Here is a 20,401-nt window from a genome sequence, read left to right as displayed (position 1 = left end):
CCATTATGTTAGGTTTTTGGAGATGAATCATCCATGAATAGAGCGCTCCCTCTGCTTGGGTTATTGCTGCCGTTGCTGGCACAGGCGGTCACGCCTGATGAAGCCCAGCTGCAGCAAGCTGTCCATGAGGGACGGGTTCGGCCCTTCCATGAAATGATGGAGGTGGCGGCCAGATTGCCGGTGCGGGTGTTGCGGGTGGATCTGGGGGAAGAGGATGGTATCTGGCTCTATGAACTGCGAGTCATCGATCGGGAGAATAGCGTAATCAAGGTGGCCTATCGGGCTGACAACCTTGAGCTGGTGTGGGCCAAGGGCCACCATCTGGAGCGGTTGTTCGAACCGCCAAAGCCCCCGGTCGAGGATGATGAATAACCCCTGTGTGGAAGCCTGTTCATGCGAATTCTGATTGTTGAAGACGAAAAAGTTCTGGCTGGCCAGCTGGCCGAACAGCTGCGCCTCTCCGGCTTTGTCACCGATCTCTGCCACGATGGCAACGAGGCTGGTTTTCTCGGCGAGACCGAACCCTACGATGCCATCATTCTCGACCTCGGCCTGCCGGGGCGCGATGGCCTGAGCGTGCTGAAGGAGTGGCGCAGCAAGGGGATCGATACCCCTGTGCTGGTGCTGACCGCCCGTGGCCAGCTGCACGAGAAGATCGAGGGGCTCAACGCCGGTGCCGATGACTACCTCACCAAGCCGTTCCAGGTGGCCGAGCTGGTGGCGCGGGTCCATGCGCTGGTGCGCCGGGCGGCAGGCAACGCCAGCTCCATTCTGGAGATTGGCGGGGTGCGGCTCGACATGGCAGCGTCGCAGGTGTGGTACGAAGGGACCCCCATCAAGCTGACTGCCCACGAGTTCCGGGTGCTGGGTTACCTGATGCAGCACAGGGGCAAGGTGGTATCACGCAGCGAGCTGATCGACCACATCTATGCTCAGGATTTTGACCGTGACTCCAACACCGTCGAGGTGTTCATCGGCCGGATCCGCAAGAAAACCAACCCCGATCTGATTGAGACAGTGCGCGGCCTCGGGTACCGGATCAACGAATGAGGCTGGTCAGAACCCTGCGGGGGCGACTGGTCGCCATTGCGCTGGTCTGGTGCGGGCTGTTTCTGTTCGCCACCGGTTTCAGTCTGCAGACCATGATGCGCAACTACTGGCAGGAGGCGGAGGCCGACGGTCTGCGCCTGCAGCTCTATGATCTGCTCTCCCGGCTGGAAGTGGCCAAAACCGGCCTGCCGGTGGTCACCGGTTCCCTCTCCGATCCCCGCTTCAATCAACCCTACTCCGGCTACTACTGGCAGCTGGAGTTGGGCCGCGATGTGGTGGGGCGCTCCCGTTCCCTGTGGGATACCAACCTGAAGAGCGATGGCCTCAAGTCGGCGTTTGGCGATCCCGACCTCTTCGTCGGCAAGGGGCCCAACAAGGAGCCCCTGCTGATCATGACCCGCACCGTGCTGCTTCCCGGTTCGGATCGGGTGTTCACTCTGGTGATGGCCAAGGACAGCAGCGCCCTGACCCAGACCCTCAACAAGACCCGCATCAGCCTGTTCCTCGGTCTCGGCTTTGCCGCTGCCGGTCTGGTGCTCGGCTTCATGTTCCAGATCGTCTACGGCTTGCGGCCGCTGCACCTGCTGCGCCGCGAACTGGGGCGGGTTCACGAGGGTCATCAGGAGGGGTTCCGGCTGCGCTATCCGCTGGAGATCCAGCCACTGGTGGAGGATATCAACCGGCTGCTGCACCACTACGGCGAGCTGCTGCAGCGGGCGCGATCCCACACCGGCAATCTGGCCCACGCCCTCAAGACGCCGCTCAGCATCATGCGCAATCAGGTGGCCCAGTTGCCACCGGAGGATCAGGCCGCCATCGGCGAGCAGCTCGACCAGATCCAGCGCCATATCGATTACCACCTCGGTAAGGCGCGGGTGACCGGCGCCGCCAAGATCCTCGGGGTCTCTACCCCGGTGCGGGCGCGGGTGGAGTATATCTGCCGCGCCTTCTCCCGCCTCTATCCGGGCAAGACAGTGGATCTGCAAGTGCCCGCCAATCTGGCGGTCGGGGTGGAAGAACAGGATTTCGACGAGATGGTAGGCAACCTGTTGGAGAACGCCTTCAAGTGGTCTGCCAGCGAGCTGCGCATCTCCAGCGCCGAGCTGGGGGGCTGGATCACCTTGCGTATCGAGGATGACGGCCCCGGCATGAGCGAGGATCAGATCGCCAAGGCGGTGCTGCGCGGGGTGCGGCTCGACGAGAAGGTACCGGGCTCGGGCCTGGGTCTCAACATCGTCTCCGATCTGGCGGAAGCCTATCGGGGCAGTTTCATCATGGGCCGCGCCGAACTGGGCGGTCTGGCCGCCTCCCTCTCGTTGCCCAAGGTGGCAAGAGTCGAGAGCTAGGCATAACATATGGCATTTGTTTTAGCCTGAGGAAGAGAAGCATGACCGACGATCCGTGGGCACTGTGTCACCTTGACGATTCGTTTGATGCCTCTGTGCTGGGGGTCAAGGGCGCCCAGATCCAGTGGTTTGAAGACAGGGATGGCCTGATCGCGTTCCTTCTGGAAGATTTTGTCGACCTGCTGGCCGATGTGGGCGAGCTGGACGAGGAGCAGACCGAGCAGGCGCGCGAGCGCTTCACCCTGCTGGTGGAGCAGAGCTTTGACGATCGCACCCTGATGGATGCCATCAACGATCTCGCCTCCGGCCTGCGTCGCATCGCCTGGTTGGGGCCGCTCTCGGAGCTGGCCGAGATCAGCGACGAGTTTGCCTCCGGCCTGCGTCGCTATTTCTGGAGCCAGTACGACGGGGATGAAGATGACCCGGACGCCTGGGTGCCGGAAGAGCTGTGGCCGCAGCTGGTTGAGTGCGCGCAGGAGTATATGGAGGAGGGGGAGTTCTAAACCCGTCCCGACCATGCCTGCGCTTTGGCAGACAGATAAAGAAACGGCGCCTTGATGGCGCCGTTTTTATTGGGTGGCAATAGCCTTAGCCGTTGGCCGGTACCGCGTGGGCGGTGTTGGCCAGCATCGGGCCTGTGTACTTCTCGATCTGCAGCTGGGCCATGTGGCCGCAGTTGCCCTGCGCCAGACTGGACGAGCCTTCGTCGAAGGTGAGGCAGTTGACGTTGCCGTTCTTGCAGATGCTGCCCGCTTCGCCCGGCTTGGCCGGGTCGTACCAGGCCCCTTCGCAGATCCGCACCACGCCTTGGCGCACATCTTCGGAGAGCAGGGCGCCTACCAAAATCTGGCCGCGTTCGTTGAAGGCGCGCACCAGATCCCCCTGGGTGATGCCACGAGCCTTGGCATCCAGCGGATGGATCATGATCGCCTCGCGGTCGGCGATAGCGAACTTGTCCCGCAGCGGAGTGTTGTCGAGCTGGGAGTGCAGCCGCTGGGTCGGGTGGGAGGTGTTGAGCGACAGCGGATAGCGCGCCGCCACCTCGCTCTTCACCCACTCCTTGGGCTCATACCATTTGGGATGGCCGGCACAGTCGACATAACCCATCCCGGCTACCGTGTTGGAGAAGATCTCGATCTTGCCGGACGGGGTGCCGAGCGGGTTGAGCAGCGGATTCTCGCGGAAATCGGCGTGACGGATCCACTGGCGGTTGGCCTCGGGGATCGGGAAGCGGATGTAGTTGTTGGACTCCCAGAACATGTTGAACGGCGGCAGCGCCACGCGGGCACCACGGGCCTGCGCCGCCATGCCGTCGTACATCTGCTTGAGCCACAGCATCTCGTCTTTGCCTTCGGTGTATTGCTCCTGCACGCCCAGCTTGGCGGCGATGGCGCTGAAGATGTCGAAGTCGTTGCGGGACTCGTGCTGGGGCGGGACGCACTGGTGCATCGGGAACACATAGCGCTGAGAGTAGTCGCCGCCCATCTCCAGATCGTTGCGCTCGTAGCTGGTAGTGACCGGCAGCACTATGTCGGCGTGCTTGGCGGTGGCGGTCCAGTAAGGCTCGTGAACGATCACGGTCTGCGGTTTGCGCCACGCCTGCAGCAGGTTGTTGGTGTCCTGATGGTGATGGAAGGGGTTGCCGCCCGCCACGTAGACCAGCTTGATGTCCGGATAGGTCACCTTGCGGCCGTTGAAGTCGATGGTCTTGCCCGGGTTGGCGAGACAGTCGGCGATGCGGGCCACCGGGATCGGGGCCGGGCTGTTCTTTGGTGCGTTGCCGGCGGAGATACCCGCCAGAATGCCACCCTTGGCGGTGGGGCTGCCACCGGAGGAGTAGTGGTAGCTGAAGCCGTAGCCGCCGCCCGGCAGGCCGATCTGGCCCAGCATGGAGGCCAGAGTGACCAGCATCCAGTTCGGCTGTTCGCCATGCTGCTGACGCTGCATCCCCCAACCGGCCATGATCATGGTGCGCTTGGCGGCCATGTCGAGAGCCAGCTGGCGAATCACCTTGGCATCGACGCCGCAGACAGTGCTCGCCCATTCGGCGCTCTTCGGCTGACCGTCATCCTTGCCGAGCAGATAGGCGAGGAACTTGTCGAAGCCGACGGTGTAGCGATCGAGGAAGGCCTGATCGTGCTTCTTCTCGCTGTAGAGGGTGTGGGCCACACCCAGCATCATGGCCACGTCGGTGTAGGCGTTCGGGGCAATCCACTCGGCGCCGACCAGCTTGGCGGTCTCGTTGTAGACCGGATCGATGCTGATGATGCGGGTGCCTTTCTCTTTCAGCGCCTTGAAGCCGGCCTGACCTTCGTGATCCGGCATGTTCCAGCTGTTCTTCAGGGTGACCTGAGCATTGACCCCCCACAGCACCACCAGTTCGGCGTTCTCCACCACGTTGGGCCAGGCGGTCTGCTGCTCGTACACCTCGATGGAGCCCATCACATGGGACATGATCACCTGAGCCGCACCGGTGGAGTAGTCACCGGCATAACCGGTGAAACCGCCGGAGAGGTTCATCAGGCGGTGCAGCAGGGTGCGGCTGTTGTGGAACATGCCGACGCTTTTCCAGCCATAGGAACCAGCGTGGATCGCCTGCGGACCGAAGTCACTCTGAACCCGCTGGATTTCACCGGCCACCAGTTCGATCGCCTTGTCCCAGCTCACTCGCACCCACTCGTCGGCACCGCGCAGCTCCGGCTTGGCGCCCGGGCCATGCTCCAGCCAGCTCTTGCGCACCATGGGGTACTTGATGCGGTTCTTGGCGTGGACCTGGAACGGCGCCATGTCGATGAGATCGTTCGGCGCCGGATCATCGGCTACCGGCTGGACGCGCACCATGTGGCCATCCTCGACGACAGCTTCAAACGCACCCCAGTGGGCGCCGGTCAGAATGCCCTTCTGGGCGGGCACCAGAGTCGGGAACTGACTCAATGCGGTGCTGATGGCTTGTGCCAGCGCACTCTTGGGAAAAATGCCGCCGAGCAGGGGCAGGGCTGCGCAGGCGCCGAGCCCCTTGAGCAGGTTGCGGCGGGACAGATTGGTCTTCTTGTCATTGAAAAAAGTCATAACGGTTTTCCTCTGTGCCAGCCTTAGTGGGCCGCGCTCATGTCACTGGCGTGTTTCTGGACATACTGGGTCAACATGCGAGCCTGTTCCGGGGTCAGGGAGGTACGAGATTCCATCCCCTTGATGACGCCGATCCACTGGTTGGCATTGAAGTGATCCAGCGCGGTGAGGCCGTGGCAGCCGGTACAGTTGTTGGACATCAGGGTGGAGGCGTATTGCCACAGCTTGCCCTGATCGCCGATAAGCTGGCTCTGGTCGACCCAGGCGGTCAGCTTGACCTGATGCCAGGTGAGGTTGGTGGCGCTGTCGGTTTCGCTCTGGCCGGTGACCAGCGCTTTCTTGGCGGCATCGCCGACCAGTACGCTGAGGATCCGCTTGCCCGGTGCGGCGTAGAACACTTCGCTCACACCATCCTGTTGCCAGCCTTCGATCTGCACCTTGGCGCGGCCGTTTTCGTTGGCCAGCACTTCCACCTTGGTGGAAGGCATCAGGGTGCCTTCGTCGGTCTTGGCGGCAGCATCGAGGAACAGCGGGGTGGTGGCGATGGCGTAACGGGTGGTGACGTTGGCTGGGGTCTGGGCCGCAGCCTGCGCCAGCTCGCTGGCACCGGCGGCAGCGAGGCCGCTCATGTCAGGCATGATGTGGGCGACACCGCGGTGGCAGTCGATACAGGTCTGACCCTCCTTGATGGCGACCGGGTGCTCGGCGCGGGCATTGGGGCGCTGGGCCAGAATGTCCATCGCCTCGTAGCTGTGGCAACTGCGGCAGGTAGCGGAGTCGTTGGCTTTCAGTTCGTCCCAGACGGATTGGGCCATCCGCAGCTTGTGGGCTTCATACTTTTCCGGGGTGTCGAGCGTGCCGATCGCCTCGTGATAGATATCCTTCACGGCGCGGATCTTGGTCCACAGGTAGGAGGTGGGGTCGCCCGGGATGTGGCAGTCGGCGCACTCGGCGCGGATCCCCTTGGTGTTCTGGAAGTGGACACTGCCCTGATACTCGGCGAGCGGAGTCTGCATGGAGTGGCAGGAGACGCAGAATTCGGTGGAGCTGGTCTTGTGCAGCACGGTCACGGTGACACCCAGTGCCGCGACACCCAGCAGGGCCCCGAGCAGCAGGAGCCAGAACCAGGTTTTTCTTATCAGTTTTCCAATCATGGCGGCGTTTTCCTACGGTCAATAATTACCTACATAGTACTAGTCCAATAGTAGTAGTAATGATAGGGATAAGGCGTTGACCTTCATCATGGTTTATATTTTTGATTGTTGTCACATTTTGTCTTTTGTTTTTATATTGACAGATTTGTCGAATTAAATTCAGTTGTTTTCTGTTTTATCTATTTGTGCACTTTCCGCGACAGCTGTTAGCCCCCTCGCAAAACCCCACAAGATTCGCTGATATAGTGAGCAGTGAGCCTCAACGGAGTGTCGCTGATGAGCCCTTTCTCACTGCTGTGTGTCGCCGCCAACGTGCAACTGCTGGCCGAATTCGAACAGGAGTTGGCCCCGCTGCTCGGCCATTTCGCGTTGGTGGTGGTGGTCGGTCAGGGGTCGGCTGAGCTGGCCTTGGACGAACTGGATCGAAAGGGGCAGCCACCCGCCGTGGTGGTGTGTGACAGCGAGCTGGGGGACGGGCGAGGGGCCGATTTTCTGATCCGCCTCGGCAGTCGTCACGAGGCGTGCCGCAAGATCCTGCTGGGCAGCCAGCCGGAAATGAAATCGATCATCGAGGCGGTGAACCTCGGTCGTCTCGACTACTACCTGCAACGCCCCTGGCGCGATGGTAGCCTGCGCCGGGCGGTGATCGAGCAGGCGAGCCACTTTGTATTGCAGCGTCCCGAGGCGGACCTGCTGAGCTATGCAGCCGTGCTCGACAACCAGACGCTGCTGCGAGCCCACGTCGATCGCCAGTTGGCTGCCTATCGGCAGGGCTTTATGGATTACACCCACTGCAGCGATGAAGAGCTGTCGCGGGTGGTGATCGACGGTCTCTACCAGTTTTTCGAGGGTAATGACGAGGAGCGGGTCTGCCGCCACTACAGCCCGGGCCATGTGCTGACCCGCGAGGGGGAGCCCAACAGCTTTCTCTGGTTTATTGCCAAGGGGGAGGTGGTGCTGCGCAAGCGGGACGAGCAGGGGATCGATCAGGAGGTGGTGCACTACCGTACCGGCTCGCTGGTGGGGGGCATGTCCTTCGTCACCGGCGAACCCGCCTTCACCACCGGCGTGACCCTGACCGGCGCCGAGGTGATCAAGCTCGACAAGCTGCAATTCTCCCGGGTGATGCAGGCGCGCAGCGAACTGCTCCCCTCCTTTACCAACCTGCTGCTGCGCCACTTCAACCGTCGCCTGCAAAACAGCATCCGCACCGAGATGCGGCTGCAACAGACCCTCAACTCCCTCGACGCCGCTCACGCCCAGCTGGTGGAGAGCGAAAAAATGGCGATGCTGGGTCAACTGGTGGCCGGTGTCGCCCACGAGCTGAACAACCCGGTGGCGGCCATTATCCGTGGCAGCGAGACCCTGCGGGCCGCCATCCCCGATCTGGTCAATCTCGAGCTGCCAGCACCCATCAAGGGGCTGGGCAACCAGACCCTCTGTCAGGCGCTCTCTTCCCAGCCGGTCTCGACCAGCGAGATCCGCGACAAGACCCGGCAGGCTGAGGGGCGCTTTGGTGACCTCCAACAGGCGCGGCTGGCGGTGCAGATGAATCTGGATGACGAGCTGAACTGGCAGCGCTGGTTTGCCAGCCGCACTGCCGACGAGCGGGAGACGCTGCTCTCCCGGCTGGAGCTGTTCCAGCAGACTGGCAGCTTCCTGCGCAATATCGAAGTGTGTGCCCGTCGCATCGGTGATCTGGTCAAGAGCCTCAAGCAGTATGCCCGGCAGGACAGGGACGAGCCCTCGCTGGTAGACCTGCACGAGGGGCTGGAAGATACCCTGATGATTTTCGAAAACCGCCTCAAGCATCATGAGCTCTGCAAGGAGTACCAGCCGCTGCCGCTGGTGCGCTGTCACCCTATCGCCCTGCAACAGGTGTGGACCAACCTGATCGCCAACAGTCTGGATGCCATGAGCGGCCCGGGGCGACTCACCATTCGCACCGGGTTGCTGGATCCCGAGTGGGTCATGGTAGAGATCGAGGATAGCGGTTGCGGCATCGAGCCCGAGCTGTGGCAGCGGATCTTCGATCTCAACTTCACCACCAAGCGGGAGGGACATTTCGGCCTCGGGATTGGTCTGAGCGTTTCGCTGCAGATAGTTCAGCAGCACCACGGCCGGATCGAGGTGGCCTCCGAACCGGGCCGTTACACCCGGATGCGGGTCTGTCTGCCGCTGGACGGCATGGGGCAGGCCGGTTACGGGGGCGAACCTCAAAACAACAAGGAGCATGCGGCCTGAGCCGTCGCCAGCATCAATCGCGCGGCGTGCCAAACCATGTCGCCAAGGAGGAGCAATGAACAAACACTATCTGATCCTGTGTGTGGACGATGAGCGGGAGGTGCTGGATGCGGTGATCCATGATCTCGCCCCGTTCCGTTCCCACTTCGAGCTGGAAGCCGCCGAGAGCGTCGATGAGGCGCGTGCGGTGGTGGAGGAGTGGGAGAGCGACGGCAACAAGCTGGCGCTGATCCTTTGTGACCACATCATGCCGGGAACCCTGGGGGTCGATTTTCTGGTGGAGCTGAACCGGCGTGCCACCACCCGGGCCAGCCGCAAATTGCTGCTGACCGGACAAGCGGGGCTGGAGACCACCGTCGAAGCGGTCAATCGCGGCGGGTTGCACTACTACCTCGCCAAGCCGTGGAAGCTGGAGACCCTGCAAGAGGCGGTGCGCGAACAGCTGACCGACTACCTGCTGGCGGAAGATGGCGAAAATGCCTTCCACTATGCGCCGCTGCTCAATCAGGCGCGGCTGTTTGCCGCCATCCACGATCACCCGTTCGACGAATAGGGGCAGTTGGGCTTTCGCGGAGGCAGTTGTATACTGTCTGCATATACAGTATTGCAGGTAGCCACCGATGCGACTCTTTATCGCCGAGAAGCCCACGCTGGGCCGCGCCATTGCCGATGCCCTGCCCAAGCCCCATAAGAAGGGCGACGGTTTTATCGAAACAGCCCAGGGGGATGTGGTCACCTGGTGCATCGGCCATCTGCTGGAGCAGGCCGAGCCCGATGCCTATGACGCCGCCTTCAAGCAGTGGCGGATGGAGCATCTCCCCATCATCCCTGCCCAGTGGCAGCTGGTGGCCAAGCCCAAGACCAAAACCCAGCTCACCGTCATCAAGCGGCTGATCAAGCAGGCGGACTGCGTGGTCAACGCCGGTGACCCGGACCGGGAAGGGCAGTTGCTGGTCGACGAGGTGATCGACTTTCTCGGCTACCCGAAAACCAAGCCGGTGCAGCGCTGCCTCATCAGCGATCTCAACCCGCCCGCGGTGCGTCGTGCCCTCGAGAAGCTGAGGGACAACAAGGAGTTCGTGCCGCTGGCTGTCTCCGCGCTGGCCCGCAGTCGGGCCGACTGGCTCTACGGCATCAACATGACCCGCGCCTATACCCTGCTCGGCCGCAAGGCCGGTTGTAGCGAGCTGCTCTCGGTTGGCCGGGTGCAGACCCCGCTGCTCGGGCTGGTGGTGCGGCGGGATCTCGAGATCGAGGCCTTCGTGCCCAAACCCTTCTACGAGGTGCTGGCCCATCTGCGGACCGATAGCAACGAGCGTTTCACCGCCAAGTGGCTGCCGTCGGAAGCCTGCCTGCCGTGGCAGGATGAGGAGGGGCGGGTGCTCAACCGGGCGCTGGCCGACAAGGTGGTGAGCCGGATCAACGGCCAGCCCGCTCAGGTCGAATCGGTGGAGGAGCAGGCCCGCAAGCAGGCGGCGCCGCTGCCCTACAACCTCTCCAGCCTGCAGATCGATGCCGCCAAGCGCTTCGGTATGGATGCCAAGCGGGTGCTCGACATCTGCCAGAGCCTCTACGAGCGCCACAAGCTCATCACCTATCCGCGCTCCGATAGCCGCTATCTGCCGACCGACCATTTCAAGCGGGCCGAACAGGTGCGCGGCGCCATCGCCGCCACAGCGCCTGCGCTGGCCAAGGCGGTGAGCGAGGCAGACGGCAAGATCCGCAGCAAAGCGTGGAACGACAGCAAGGTGGATGCCCACCACGCCATTATCCCCACCGAGAAGCAGGGCAACCCCGCCACGCTGGGGGCCGACGAGGTGAAGCTCTATGGCCTGATTGCCCGTCAGTATCTGCTGCAGTTCTATCCCCCGTTCGAATACAACGACAGCAAGGTGCTGCTGCGCATCGCCGGTGGTCTGTTTCAGGCCAAGGCGCGGCGAATCCTCAAGGCGGGCTGGAAGGCACTGCTCGGGGTGGAAGAGGATGACGACGAAGAGAAGGCGGGCACGCTGCCGGCTCTGAAAGAGGGGGAGCAACTGCTGTGCGAGCGGGGCGAACTGCAGGAGAAAATGACCCAGCCGCCCAAGTCGTTCACCGATGCCACCCTGCTGGCGGCCATGACCGGCATCGCCCGCTATGTGCAGGATCCCGAGATCCGCAAGACCCTGCGCGACACCGATGGCCTCGGCACCGAAGCGACCCGGGCAGGCATTATCGACCTGTTGTTCAAGCGCCGCTTTCTGGTGCGTCAGGGCAAGAGCATCAAGGCGACCCCGACCGGGCGGGCGCTGGTGCAGGCGTTGCCAGCCACCGCCACCACGCCGGATATGACGGCGCTGTGGGAGCAGAGCCTCGGCCAGATCGCCGAGCGCCACGGCAGCTACCAGCAGTTTATGGGGCCGCTCACCGAGCAGCTCAACGGTCTGATTGAAGGGGCGCGGCAGGACTCCGGCGCCAGCTTCAGCGCCCTGCCCAAGGAGGCGCCGGGTGCCGGCAAGCGGCGTTTTACCAAGCGAAAGAGTCCGGCGGCCAGCACGACTGGCGGGCCCCGACCGCGCAAGACGGCCAGCAAGCGCCAGACCAGGGCGGCATAACGAAAAAAGGCGCCCATCCCGGGCGCCAAAGGCATTGTTGTCAGGCTGCCTGAGCGGACAAGCTGGCACGGATCCTGTGCTGGTAGTGCAGAACCACACCGAGAAACACCAGGTCCTTGAACAGGAAGAACTCGGTGACTGGCACGCCATCAACCACTTTCCAGACACCTGTCAGAGTCAGCAGGAAGCTCAGCGTCGCCAGGAAGGTGACGATAGCCCCCATGCTGCACCAGTAACCGATGCGAGGTTGCCACAGGCCCACGACCAGCCCGATGGCGATCACTATCTCGACCACCCCGATCAGGTTCGATACGCTCTGTTCCGACAGGGGGCCATAGAGCCAGCTCATCAAGGGGTGGCTGGCTACCAGTGGTTTGATGGCGGCTGCCTCTGTCGGGGTAAACTTGAAGACGCCGATCCAGAGCAGGGTCAATACCACGCCCGCCAGGGCGACCAGAAAGCCTTTGTCATGTTGCTGCATGGGGGGCTCCTTGTTTAAGGGGTCAGAGTGACGGGCGGGAAGTCGATCTCGGTCGCTGCCAGGTGGTTGCCATAGTTGGTCAGGGTATTGACGACCACCTGGCCGAGCACCTCCAGCTGCAGCTCGTCATCTACGCCTGCGGCCCGGGTGCTAGCAAGCTGCTCGTCACTGATCACTCCGCGCTGGTTGACCAGTGCCGTTGCCAGTTGCAGCAGGGCGTGCTCAAGGGGAGCCGAGGCTTGGCCGAGTCGGGCTGCCCGGATCTCCTGGGCCGAGAATCCGGCCTTGCCCGCCAGTAGTGTGTGGGCAGACAAACAGTATTGGCAGGCGTTGGCTTGACCTATGGCCAGTGCCAGCAACTCCCGTTGTGGAGCAGTGAGGCGCCCCTTGCCAAGCGCCTCGGCAAAGGCCAGGAAGCCATTGAGCAGGGCTGGCGAGTGGGCCAGGGTGGCGTAGAGGTTGGGCACCATGCCCAGATTGCGGCGCAGGGTGGTCAGGGTCTGGGCGGCTGCGGGTTGCGGTTGGGATACGGGTTGGATACGGCTCATGATCTTCTCCTGTGGTAGTGAAGGTACGGGAGACAGTGTGCCGTCATTCGTGATACGGTTTATCACTCATTGTCTGTAAATAAATACTATTCGTCTCAAATATGGATCCGCTCTCTGCCCTGTTGGTTCATGCCTCCCCCGAAGCCAAGATCTTCTTCGCCGGCAACCTGTGCCAGAACTCCTCCAGTGATGATTACCCGAGTGGCGGACATCTTCATCTGCTGCGCAGTGGCGCCGTCATGTTGCGTGAAGAGGGGGGCGCCAGCTTGCTGCTCGAGGAGCCGACTCTGATCCTGTTCCCCCGGGGACGTCCTCACAAGCTTGAACCCAGAACGTTGGGGGGGTGTGATTTGGTGTGTGCCAATGTCGCATTCGGCAAGGGGGGCGCATCGCCGTTGCAACTGGCATTACCGGGCTCGCTGGTGCTGCCGCTACGTGAGTTGCCTGCCCTGACGCCGGTGCTGAGTCAGCTGTTTGACGAGGCGTTTCACCCCCGCTACGGGCAGGATCCGCTGATCTCCCGCTTGCTGGAGGTACTGTTGATCCTGCTGCTGCGTCATCTGGTCGAGCAAGGGGTGTGTCAGCAGGGGATGCTGGCAGGTATTTCCGATCCCCAGTTGGCCAAGGCGATCTCGGTGATGCATCAGCGTGGGGATGAACCTTGGACGGTGGCCACGCTGGCGCGAGAGGCCGGCATGTCGCGGGCCCGCTTTGCCGCGAGGTTTCAGGAGCGGGTTGGTCAAGCGCCGCTTGGTTATCTGACCCGCTGGCGCATGGCGCGCGCCTGCCAGCAACTGCTGGTGGGGGAGCCTATGGCGCAGGTGGCGCTGGGGGCGGGGTACAGCAGCAGTGTTGCCTTTGGTCGGGCATTCGAGCGGGAGCTGGGGATGAGCCCGGGGCGCTGGCTCAAGGCGCAGCAACAAGCCGAATAAAAAAACGGGGCAGCCAGTGGCTGCCCCGTGTTCATGGCTGGTCAGCCGGTATAGACGTTCTCTTCCGGATAACGGATGCGGGTCTCGACCGGGCGGGCCAGCATAAAGGCCAGGGTCAGAGGGCCGAGACGGCCGCAGATCATCACCAGTACCAGGATCAGCTTGCCCGGCTCGCTCAGGGAGGCGGTGATGCCGGTGGAAAGGCCGACGGTGGCAAATGCCGAGATGGTCTCGAACATGATTTTGTCGAACGGCAGATCCTCGGTCACCATCAGCAGGAACATCGCCAGCATCAGCACCATGGTGCTGACGATGATGATAGCCAGCGAGCGGGTCACGATCTGGGGCGACAGAGTGCGGCCAAAAGCGGTGACATGGGGCCGTTTGGTCAGAAACGCCTTGGTCGCCAGCAGCACGACCGCGAAGGTGGTCACCTTGATACCGCCACCGGTCGAGGTGGCACCGGCACCGATAAACATCAGCATCATCAGGAACAGCAGCGCCGCCGGGGTCATCAGCCCGATATCTATGGTATTGAAACCGGCGGTACGGGCGCTGGCAGACTGGAAGAAGGCAGCCAGCAGCTGGCCACCGACACCGGCCTTGCCGAGGGTGCCGGGGTTGTTGTGTTCCAGCAGCCAGAACATCAAGGTACCGGCCAGCAGCAGCGCCGGGGTCATCAGCAACATCAGCTTGCTGTGCAGCTTCAGCTTGCGCCAGCGGCGGTTGCGCACCAGATCGACGATGACGGTAAAGCCGATCCCCCCCAGGATCAGCAGACCGGCGATGGTCAGGCTGATGATGGGGTCGTCCCTATAGTCCATCAGGTTGTTGGCAAAGAGCGAAAACCCGGCGTTGTTGAAGGCCGATACTGCGTGGAAGAAGCTGACATAGAGGCCGTGCACCCACCCCATCTCGGGCACCCAGCGGATCGCCATGATGCCGGTGCCGATCAGTTGGGCAATAAAGGCGAACAGCACGATCCGTTTGACCAGCTGAATGATGTTGACCGAGCCTTCCTGTCCCAGCGCCTCCTTGGCCAGTACCTGTTGGCGCAGACCGACCCGCTTGCTGAAGATGGCTATCAGCAGCAGGGTCATGGTCATCTGGCCCAGACCGCCGATCTCCATCAGCATCAGCAGGAAAATCTGCCCCTGCAGGGTGAAGGCGGTGCCGGTATCCACCACGCCAAGACCTGTCACGCTGATGGCCGAGGTGGCGGTAAACAGGGCGTTGACGAAGGTAACCTCGCCATTGTGGCTGGAGGGTTGCACCAGAAAGATGGTGCCAATCAGCAGAATGATCAGAAAGCTGCCGAGGATCAGCCGGGCTTCGCTCCAGCGAGAGTCCTGCTCCCGATGGAGGGCGAAGGCGTAGCTGCTGCGCCAGTTGATCATAGGGTTTCGAGCCAGTGGTCGATGGCGTGCTTGTTGCCCGCCAGGATCAGGATGTCGCCCAGTTGCAGCTCCATCTTGCCGGTCAGCACGTTGTGCAGCACATCACCACGCTTGATGGCGAGCAGCTGGAAATCGCTCTGTTGCAGCAGGTGGAAGTCGCCTAGTTCCCGGCCGTTCTGTTGCAGGCCGATCACGAACTCGGTCAGCACCATGTCGTGTCCCAGCTCCAGATAGTCGAACAGCCGGTTGTCCAGCATGCTCTGGGCGACCCGGCGGCCCATGTCCCACTCCGGGTTGATCACCTTGTCGGCGCCCACTTTCTGCAGGATCTTGGCGTGGAACTTGTCGCGCGCCTTGACCCACACCTTCTTCACGCCCGCCTCTTTCAAGACGAGGGTGGTGAGGATGCTGGTCTCCAGGTTGTCACCGATGGCAACGAAGACGATATCGAAATTGGCCAGTCCCAGCTCGGCCACGGTGGCCTCGTCGGTGGCATCCGCCACGATAACGTGATTGCAGAGGGCGGCGATTTGCCGGGTCTTGCTCTCGTCGATATCGATGGCCAGTACTTCGGCATCTTGCCGCTGCAGCTCTTCGCACAGCGCGCTGCCAAACAGGCCCAGGCCGATGACGGTAAACTGGTTGTTCATGAGTTATTCCTCAGCAGTTGAAGTCGCCTACTCTAAACCACTGCTATTCCCCCGAAAAGGGCTCGGGTTTTTCGTCATGGGGCAACTTGAGGTAGACTGCGCCCTTGCACCAAGCCGGGATAGACCGATGAAACTGAATGCCAACGCCTCCTTGTTGAAGCTCAACACCCTTGCCCTCGATGCGTACTGCCTCTGGCTGGCCGAGGTGGAGCAGGTTGCCGATCTGGCGACCCTGCGTGCCGATCCGCAGTTCAACCAGCTGCCGCGCCTCAATCTGGGCGGCGGCAGCAACATGCTCTTCACCACCGATTATCTCGGTCTGGTGGTGCTCAACCGGCTCAAGGGGATTACCGCTGAAGATGGTGGCGATCACTGGTTGCTCCATGTGGCGGCCGGTGAAGATTGGCATCAGCTGGTGCGCCATACCTTGCAACAGGGCTGGTTCGGGCTGGAGAATCTGGCGCTCATTCCCGGTACGGTCGGTGCAGCGCCGGTGCAGAACATCGGTGCCTATGGCGTTGAGCTGGCCGACTTCTGCGCCTATGTCGAGGCGTTCAACTGGCAGAGTGGCGAGATTGAACGGATCGCGGCGGCAGAGTGCCGCTTCGGGTATCGTGACAGCATCTTCAAACACGAGTATCAGGATTCCCACCTGATCACCGCCGTCGGGCTCAAACTGCCCAAGGCGTGGCAACCGGTGCTGGGCTATGGCCCGCTGGCGGCGCTCGGTGATGAGCCTCCGGCGCAGGCCATCTTCGATACCGTCTGTGCCACCCGCATGGCCAAACTGCCGGATCCCGCCGTACTCGGCAATGCCGGCAGCTTCTTCAAGAATCCGGTGGTACCTGCCGCGCTGGCGGAGAATCTCAAGGCGCGCTACCCGCAGATGCCCTGCTATCCGGCCGGAGAAGGGCAGGCCAAGCTGGCGGCGGGCTGGCTCATCGATCAGTGCGGTCTGAAAGGTTTCGCCATTGGCCGCGCCGCCGTCCATCAGGAGCAGGCGCTGGTGCTGGTCAATCGGGGGGGGGCCAGTGCCATGGAGCTGATCGCGCTGGCGGCCCATGTCCGCGACAGCGTGGAGCAGACGTTTGGCGTGCTGCTGGAGCATGAGGTGCGCTTTATGGGTGCGCACGGTGAAACCTGGCTCGACGAGGTGCTCTCATGACGTTGACTCCCATCAGGCAGACTCTGATCACCCTGCTTAGCGACGGCCAGTTTCACTCCGGCGAACAGCTGGGTGAGCAGCTCGGCATCAGCCGGGCAGCGGTGAGCAAACACATGGCGGCGCTGAAGGAGCTGGGGCTGGATCTCTTTAGCCTGACCGGCAAGGGCTACCGGCTGGCGGTGCCGATGGCGCTCTATGATCAGGCCACCTTGCAGGCACTGGCCCCGATGGCGCCGGTGCACTGTTTTCCGGTCATCAGCTCGACCAACCAACACCTGCTGGATCGGGTCAATGAGCTGCGCTCTGGCGAGAGCTGTCTGGCCGAGTGTCAGACAGCCGGGCGCGGTCGTCGTGGCAAACCCTGGATTTCGCCGTTTGGTTGCCAGCTGATCCTCAGCATGTACTGGCGACTCGAACAAGGCATGGCGGCGGCCATGGGGCTCAGTCTGGCGGTCGGCGTGGCAGTGGTTGAAGCGCTGGAGTCCCTTGGTTATCAGGGGGTCGAGCTCAAGTGGCCGAACGACCTCTACTATCAGGGCCGCAAGTTGGCGGGAATACTGGTGGAGATGAGCGGTAGCGCCGGGGCCAGTTGCCATCTGGTGATCGGTATCGGTCTCAATCTGGCGATGCCTGCCCGCGAAGGGGAGAAGATCGATCAGGCCTGGGCCGAGCTGCGCCACATCAATCCCGAGCTGGTCGATCGCAATCAGTTGGCGGCCCGGATGATCGTCCATCTGCAGCGGGCGTTGCATACCTTTGAGCAGCAGGGGTTGGCAAGCTTTGTCGATGAGTGGAACCGGCTCGATCACTTTGCCGGTCGCCCGGTGCGCCTGCTGATGGGGGAGCAGGAGATCCGCGGCATCGCCCGTGGCATCGACGATCGCGGCGCCTTGCGACTGGATACGGAGGAGGGCACCAAGTTCTATCTGGGTGGTGAACTCTCCCTGCGCCGGGGCGACTGAGGGTCAGTAAGGCCGCTCATGATGCCAAACAACAAGAAGAGGGGGCCCGTGGGCCCCCTCTTCGTTATCCGGCAACCGCTGTCATCATTTGCGCAGCTTGATCTGCTCGATGGCGTGCTCATGGCCCTTGGTCATGATCAGGTTGGCTCGCTCACGCGTTGGCAGGATATTTTCTTGCAAATTCAGATAGTTGATATCTTGCCAGATGTTGCTGGCGATCTGGGTCGCCTCACTCTCCGCCAGCTTGGCGTAGTTATGGAAGTAGGAGTCGGGATCCGAGAAGGCGCCGCTGCGGAATTTCAGGAAGCGTTCGATATACCAGGTACGCAGCAGTTCGGCATCGGCATCCACATAGATGGAGAAGTCGACAAAGTCTGACACGAAGACCCGATGGGGCTCCTGAGGGTAATCCATGCCGCTTTGCAGCACATTGAGCCCTTCCAGGATCAGAATGTCCGGCTGCTCCACCACCTTCTTCTCATCGGGAATGATGTCGTAGATAAGGTGGGAATAAACCGGCGCTTCGACCTTCTCGTGACCGGCGCGGATATTGGCGACAAATTCCACCAGATGGCGGATATCGTAGGATTCCGGGAACCCTTTGCGGCGCATCAGGCCACGCTCTTCCAGTACCTTGTTGGGGTAGAGGAAGCCGTCGGTGGTGACCAGCTCCACCCGCGGGTGTTCCGGCCAGCGCTCCAGCAGGGCCTGCAGAATACGGGCCGTGGTACTTTTGCCCCCCGCCACGCTGCCGGCAATGCTGATGATATAGGTGCCCTTGCCGCGGGACTGGCCGAGGAACTGCTCCAGCACCCGGCTGCGACGCTGTTTGGCTTTGACATAGAGATTGAGCAGGCGGGAGAGAGGCAGATATATCTCTTCCACTTCCCGCAATGACACCTTCTCGTTGATCCCGCGCAGGGTCTGCAGATCGTGTTCGGTCAGGGTCAGGGGGACCGAATCGCGCAATAACGCCCATTGTTCGCGGGTGAATTGCAGATAGGGGTTATGCTCTGTCGTCATGGTGTCATCACTGTTTCTTGGGCACGGCGACCATACACCAAGGGTGGGGGAGCGACAAGGGACGCAGCAGGATTGGCTTGTTTGCCCCCGCTTTTTTGCAAACTTCCCAGCAATAAAGCATATTTTGCCGGGTTCAATGGTTGCATCCCCCAAAACCTTACAATAAAATGCGCGACGCTTGACTGTCTGTCGTCTATTTGCCGTGCAAAAGCGATAAACACAACGGGTGCAAGCAGAATTACCGTTGTGACAATCTGGCGTCTGGAGGGGTTCCCGAGCGGCCAAAGGGATCAGACTGTAAATCTGACGGCTCTGCCTTCGAAGGTTCGAATCCTTCTCCCTCCACCATATTTCTCTGCGGTTTGAGTTCTTTGGGTTAGAGAAATGCGGGCATCGTATAATGGCTATTACCTCAGCCTTCCAAGCTGATGATGCGGGTTCGATTCCCGCTGCCCGCTCCAAGATGCTGATATGGCTCAGGCGTTAGCAGAGCCGCACCCTAGGGTGAGTTCGGCAAGCGAACCAGCCATCAGTACCTCTCTCTTTCCCACCAGATTCAAATCCATCATATAAACTGTTCTGTGGTTAGCTTGCCACCGCGTACTCAGCGTTAGTTTAGAGGGACGATCATGTCTAAAGAAAAATTTGAGCGTAATAAACCGCACGTTAACGTGGGTACCATCGGCCACGTTGACCACGGTAAAACCACCCTGACTGCAGCTATCACTAACGTGCTGGCCAAGCACTTCGGTGGTAAAGCTTTCGCCTTCGACCAGATCGACAAGGCACCGGAAGAGCGTGAGCGTGGTATCACCATCAACACCTCCCACGTAGAATACGACACCGCTACCCGTCACTACGCCCACGTAGATTGCCCGGGTCACGCCGACTACGTTAAAAACATGATCACCGGTGCTGCCCAGATGGACGGCGCGATCCTGGTAGTAGCAGCGACTGATGGCCCGATGCCGCAGACTCGTGAGCACATCCTGCTGGGTCGTCAGGTTGGTATCCCGTACATGATCGTGTTCATGAACAAGTGTGACATGGTTGATGACGAAGAGCTGCTCGAACTGGTTGAGATGGAAGTTCGTGAACTGCTGACCGAGTACGACTTCCCGGGTGATGACCTGCCGGTAGTTCGTGGTTCCGCGCTGAAAGCGCTGGAAGGCGACGCTCAGTGGGAAGAGAAGATCATCGAGCTGGCTGGCCACCTGGATACCTACATCCCGGAGCCGGAGCGCGCGATTGACCAGCCGTTCCTGATGCCTATCGAAGACGTATTCTCTATCGCTGGCCGTGGTACCGTAGTTACCGGTCGTGTAGAGCGCGGTATCGTTAAAGTAGGTGAGACTGTAGAAATCGTTGGTATCAAAGATACCGTTTCTACCACCTGTACCGGTGTAGAAATGTTCCGTAAGCTGCTGGACGAAGGTCGTGCAGGCGAGAACATCGGCGCGCTGCTGCGTGGTGTTAAGCGTGAAGACGTAGAGCGTGGTCAGGTACTGGCCAAGCCGGGTTCTATCAAGCCGCACACCAAGTTCGAATCTGAAGTGTACGTACTGTCCAAAGAAGAAGGTGGTCGTCATACCCCGTTCTTCAAAGGCTACCGTCCGCAGTTCTACTTCCGTACTACCGACGTGACCGGTACCATCGAACTGCCGGAAGGCGTAGAGATGGTAATGCCGGGCGACAACATCAAGATGGTTGTTACCCTGATTGCTCCGATCGCGATGGACGACGGCCTGCGTTTCGCTATCCGTGAAGGTGGCCGTACCGTAGGTGC

The 20,401-nt window shown here is 61.4% G+C and carries 18 protein-coding genes and 2 tRNA genes; 13 read left to right on the top strand and 7 right to left on the bottom strand.

The annotated features are described in order from the left end of the window. Positions 1 to 33 precede the first annotated feature (33 nt). The 4 genes from AB5Z02_RS11975 to AB5Z02_RS11960 are packed head-to-tail and all read left to right on the top strand — an operon-like array spanning position 34 to position 2,899. The gene (locus AB5Z02_RS11975) at positions 34 to 372 is read left to right on the top strand and encodes a PepSY domain-containing protein (RefSeq protein WP_005341875.1); all 339 of its coding nucleotides are present in this window, start codon (positions 34 to 36) and stop codon (positions 370 to 372) included. Between the two features lie 21 nt (positions 373 to 393). Continuing rightward, positions 394 to 1,050, top strand: coding sequence for a response regulator transcription factor (locus AB5Z02_RS11970; RefSeq protein WP_159158023.1), 657 nt, complete (start codon positions 394 to 396; stop codon positions 1,048 to 1,050). Continuing rightward, positions 1,047 to 2,396 (top strand): sensor histidine kinase, encoded by a 1,350-nt coding sequence (locus AB5Z02_RS11965; protein ID WP_005339828.1) that lies wholly within the window; start codon positions 1,047 to 1,049, stop codon positions 2,394 to 2,396. The genes AB5Z02_RS11970 and AB5Z02_RS11965 overlap by 4 nt, the downstream gene beginning before the upstream one ends. A gap of 41 nt (positions 2,397 to 2,437) precedes the next feature. Then, positions 2,438 to 2,899, top strand: coding sequence for a hypothetical protein (locus AB5Z02_RS11960; protein WP_005339830.1), 462 nt, complete (start codon positions 2,438 to 2,440; stop codon positions 2,897 to 2,899). 85 nt (positions 2,900 to 2,984) lie between these two features. Here the strand turns inward: AB5Z02_RS11960 and torA are convergent, their stop codons facing one another. Together torA and AB5Z02_RS11950 are read right to left on the bottom strand one after the other, a co-directional pair. Then, complete coding sequence (gene torA / locus AB5Z02_RS11955) at positions 2,985 to 5,465, bottom strand: trimethylamine-N-oxide reductase TorA (RefSeq protein ID WP_368216055.1); 2,481 nt, start codon at positions 5,463 to 5,465, stop codon at positions 2,985 to 2,987. 23 nt (positions 5,466 to 5,488) lie between these two features. Next, positions 5,489 to 6,619, bottom strand: coding sequence for a NapC/NirT family cytochrome c (locus AB5Z02_RS11950; RefSeq protein WP_005339847.1), 1,131 nt, complete (start codon positions 6,617 to 6,619; stop codon positions 5,489 to 5,491). Between the two features lie 276 nt (positions 6,620 to 6,895). Between AB5Z02_RS11950 and AB5Z02_RS11945 the strand changes: the two genes are divergently transcribed. The 3 genes from AB5Z02_RS11945 (at position 6,896) to AB5Z02_RS11935 (ending at position 11,457) form a co-directional block, all read left to right on the top strand. After that, a complete protein-coding gene (locus AB5Z02_RS11945) occupies positions 6,896 to 8,863 on the top strand; it encodes an ATP-binding protein (protein ID WP_368216054.1) in 1,968 nt (655 codons plus the stop codon). Between the two features lie 55 nt (positions 8,864 to 8,918). After that, entirely contained in the window at positions 8,919 to 9,416 is a 498-nt protein-coding gene (locus tag AB5Z02_RS11940) for a response regulator (protein WP_368216053.1), read from the top strand. Positions 9,417 to 9,483: 67 nt separating this feature from the next. Then, positions 9,484 to 11,457, top strand: a complete 1,974-nt coding sequence (locus AB5Z02_RS11935; RefSeq protein ID WP_368216052.1) for a DNA topoisomerase III — start codon at positions 9,484 to 9,486, stop codon at positions 11,455 to 11,457. A 40-nt stretch (positions 11,458 to 11,497) separates the two neighbouring features. Here AB5Z02_RS11935 and AB5Z02_RS11930 read toward each other — a convergent pair whose 3' ends face one another. Together AB5Z02_RS11930 and AB5Z02_RS11925 are read right to left on the bottom strand one after the other, a co-directional pair. Further along, the gene (locus tag AB5Z02_RS11930) at positions 11,498 to 11,938 is read right to left on the bottom strand and encodes a DUF417 family protein (RefSeq protein ID WP_124930375.1); all 441 of its coding nucleotides are present in this window, start codon (positions 11,936 to 11,938) and stop codon (positions 11,498 to 11,500) included. Positions 11,939 to 11,952: 14 nt separating this feature from the next. After that, complete coding sequence (locus tag AB5Z02_RS11925; RefSeq protein ID WP_368216051.1) at positions 11,953 to 12,486, bottom strand: carboxymuconolactone decarboxylase family protein; 534 nt, start codon at positions 12,484 to 12,486, stop codon at positions 11,953 to 11,955. A 101-nt stretch (positions 12,487 to 12,587) separates the two neighbouring features. On the opposite strand from AB5Z02_RS11925, the gene AB5Z02_RS11920 reads away from it, so the two are divergent. Beyond that, positions 12,588 to 13,418: a cupin domain-containing protein gene (locus AB5Z02_RS11920; RefSeq protein WP_368216050.1), complete on the top strand. Its 831-nt coding sequence runs from the start codon at positions 12,588 to 12,590 to the stop codon at positions 13,416 to 13,418. A gap of 41 nt (positions 13,419 to 13,459) precedes the next feature. Here AB5Z02_RS11920 and AB5Z02_RS11915 read toward each other — a convergent pair whose 3' ends face one another. Further along, positions 13,460 to 14,815, bottom strand: a complete 1,356-nt coding sequence (locus AB5Z02_RS11915) for a TrkH family potassium uptake protein (protein ID WP_042082855.1) — start codon at positions 14,813 to 14,815, stop codon at positions 13,460 to 13,462. After that, the gene (locus AB5Z02_RS11910; RefSeq protein ID WP_368216049.1) at positions 14,812 to 15,465 is read right to left on the bottom strand and encodes a TrkA family potassium uptake protein; all 654 of its coding nucleotides are present in this window, start codon (positions 15,463 to 15,465) and stop codon (positions 14,812 to 14,814) included. Before AB5Z02_RS11910 ends, AB5Z02_RS11915 begins: the two co-directional genes overlap by 4 nt. A 127-nt stretch (positions 15,466 to 15,592) precedes the next feature. Between AB5Z02_RS11910 and murB the strand changes: the two genes are divergently transcribed. Further along, on the top strand, positions 15,593 to 16,630 hold the full coding sequence (gene murB / locus AB5Z02_RS11905; RefSeq protein ID WP_368216048.1) for a UDP-N-acetylmuramate dehydrogenase: 1,038 nt from the start codon (positions 15,593 to 15,595) through the stop codon (positions 16,628 to 16,630). Continuing rightward, a complete protein-coding gene (gene birA, locus AB5Z02_RS11900) occupies positions 16,627 to 17,592 on the top strand; it encodes a bifunctional biotin--[acetyl-CoA-carboxylase] ligase/biotin operon repressor BirA (RefSeq protein WP_368216047.1) in 966 nt (321 codons plus the stop codon). The genes murB and birA overlap by 4 nt, the downstream gene beginning before the upstream one ends. An 84-nt stretch (positions 17,593 to 17,676) precedes the next feature. Here birA and coaA read toward each other — a convergent pair whose 3' ends face one another. Further along, positions 17,677 to 18,615: a type I pantothenate kinase gene (gene coaA / locus AB5Z02_RS11895; RefSeq protein WP_005339877.1), complete on the bottom strand. Its 939-nt coding sequence runs from the start codon at positions 18,613 to 18,615 to the stop codon at positions 17,677 to 17,679. Positions 18,616 to 18,878: 263 nt separating this feature from the next. Here coaA and AB5Z02_RS11890 point away from each other — a divergent pair. From AB5Z02_RS11890 to tuf, 3 genes are all read left to right on the top strand, one after another. Beyond that, a tRNA-Tyr gene (locus AB5Z02_RS11890) sits at positions 18,879 to 18,963 on the top strand. A 38-nt stretch (positions 18,964 to 19,001) separates the two neighbouring features. After that, positions 19,002 to 19,076 (top strand) — tRNA-Gly (locus AB5Z02_RS11885). Between the two features lie 168 nt (positions 19,077 to 19,244). Next, positions 19,245 to 20,401: elongation factor Tu (gene tuf, locus AB5Z02_RS11880; RefSeq protein ID WP_139441922.1), on the top strand; the 1,157-nt coding region annotated here is incomplete at its 3' end.

It is taken from the genome of Aeromonas sp. R2-3, assembly GCF_040908375.1.
Classification (GTDB): domain Bacteria; phylum Pseudomonadota; class Gammaproteobacteria; order Enterobacterales; family Aeromonadaceae; genus Aeromonas; species Aeromonas veronii.
Note: the sequence above shows the minus strand (reverse complement) of the source record. Positions and strands in the feature narration are given on the sequence as shown.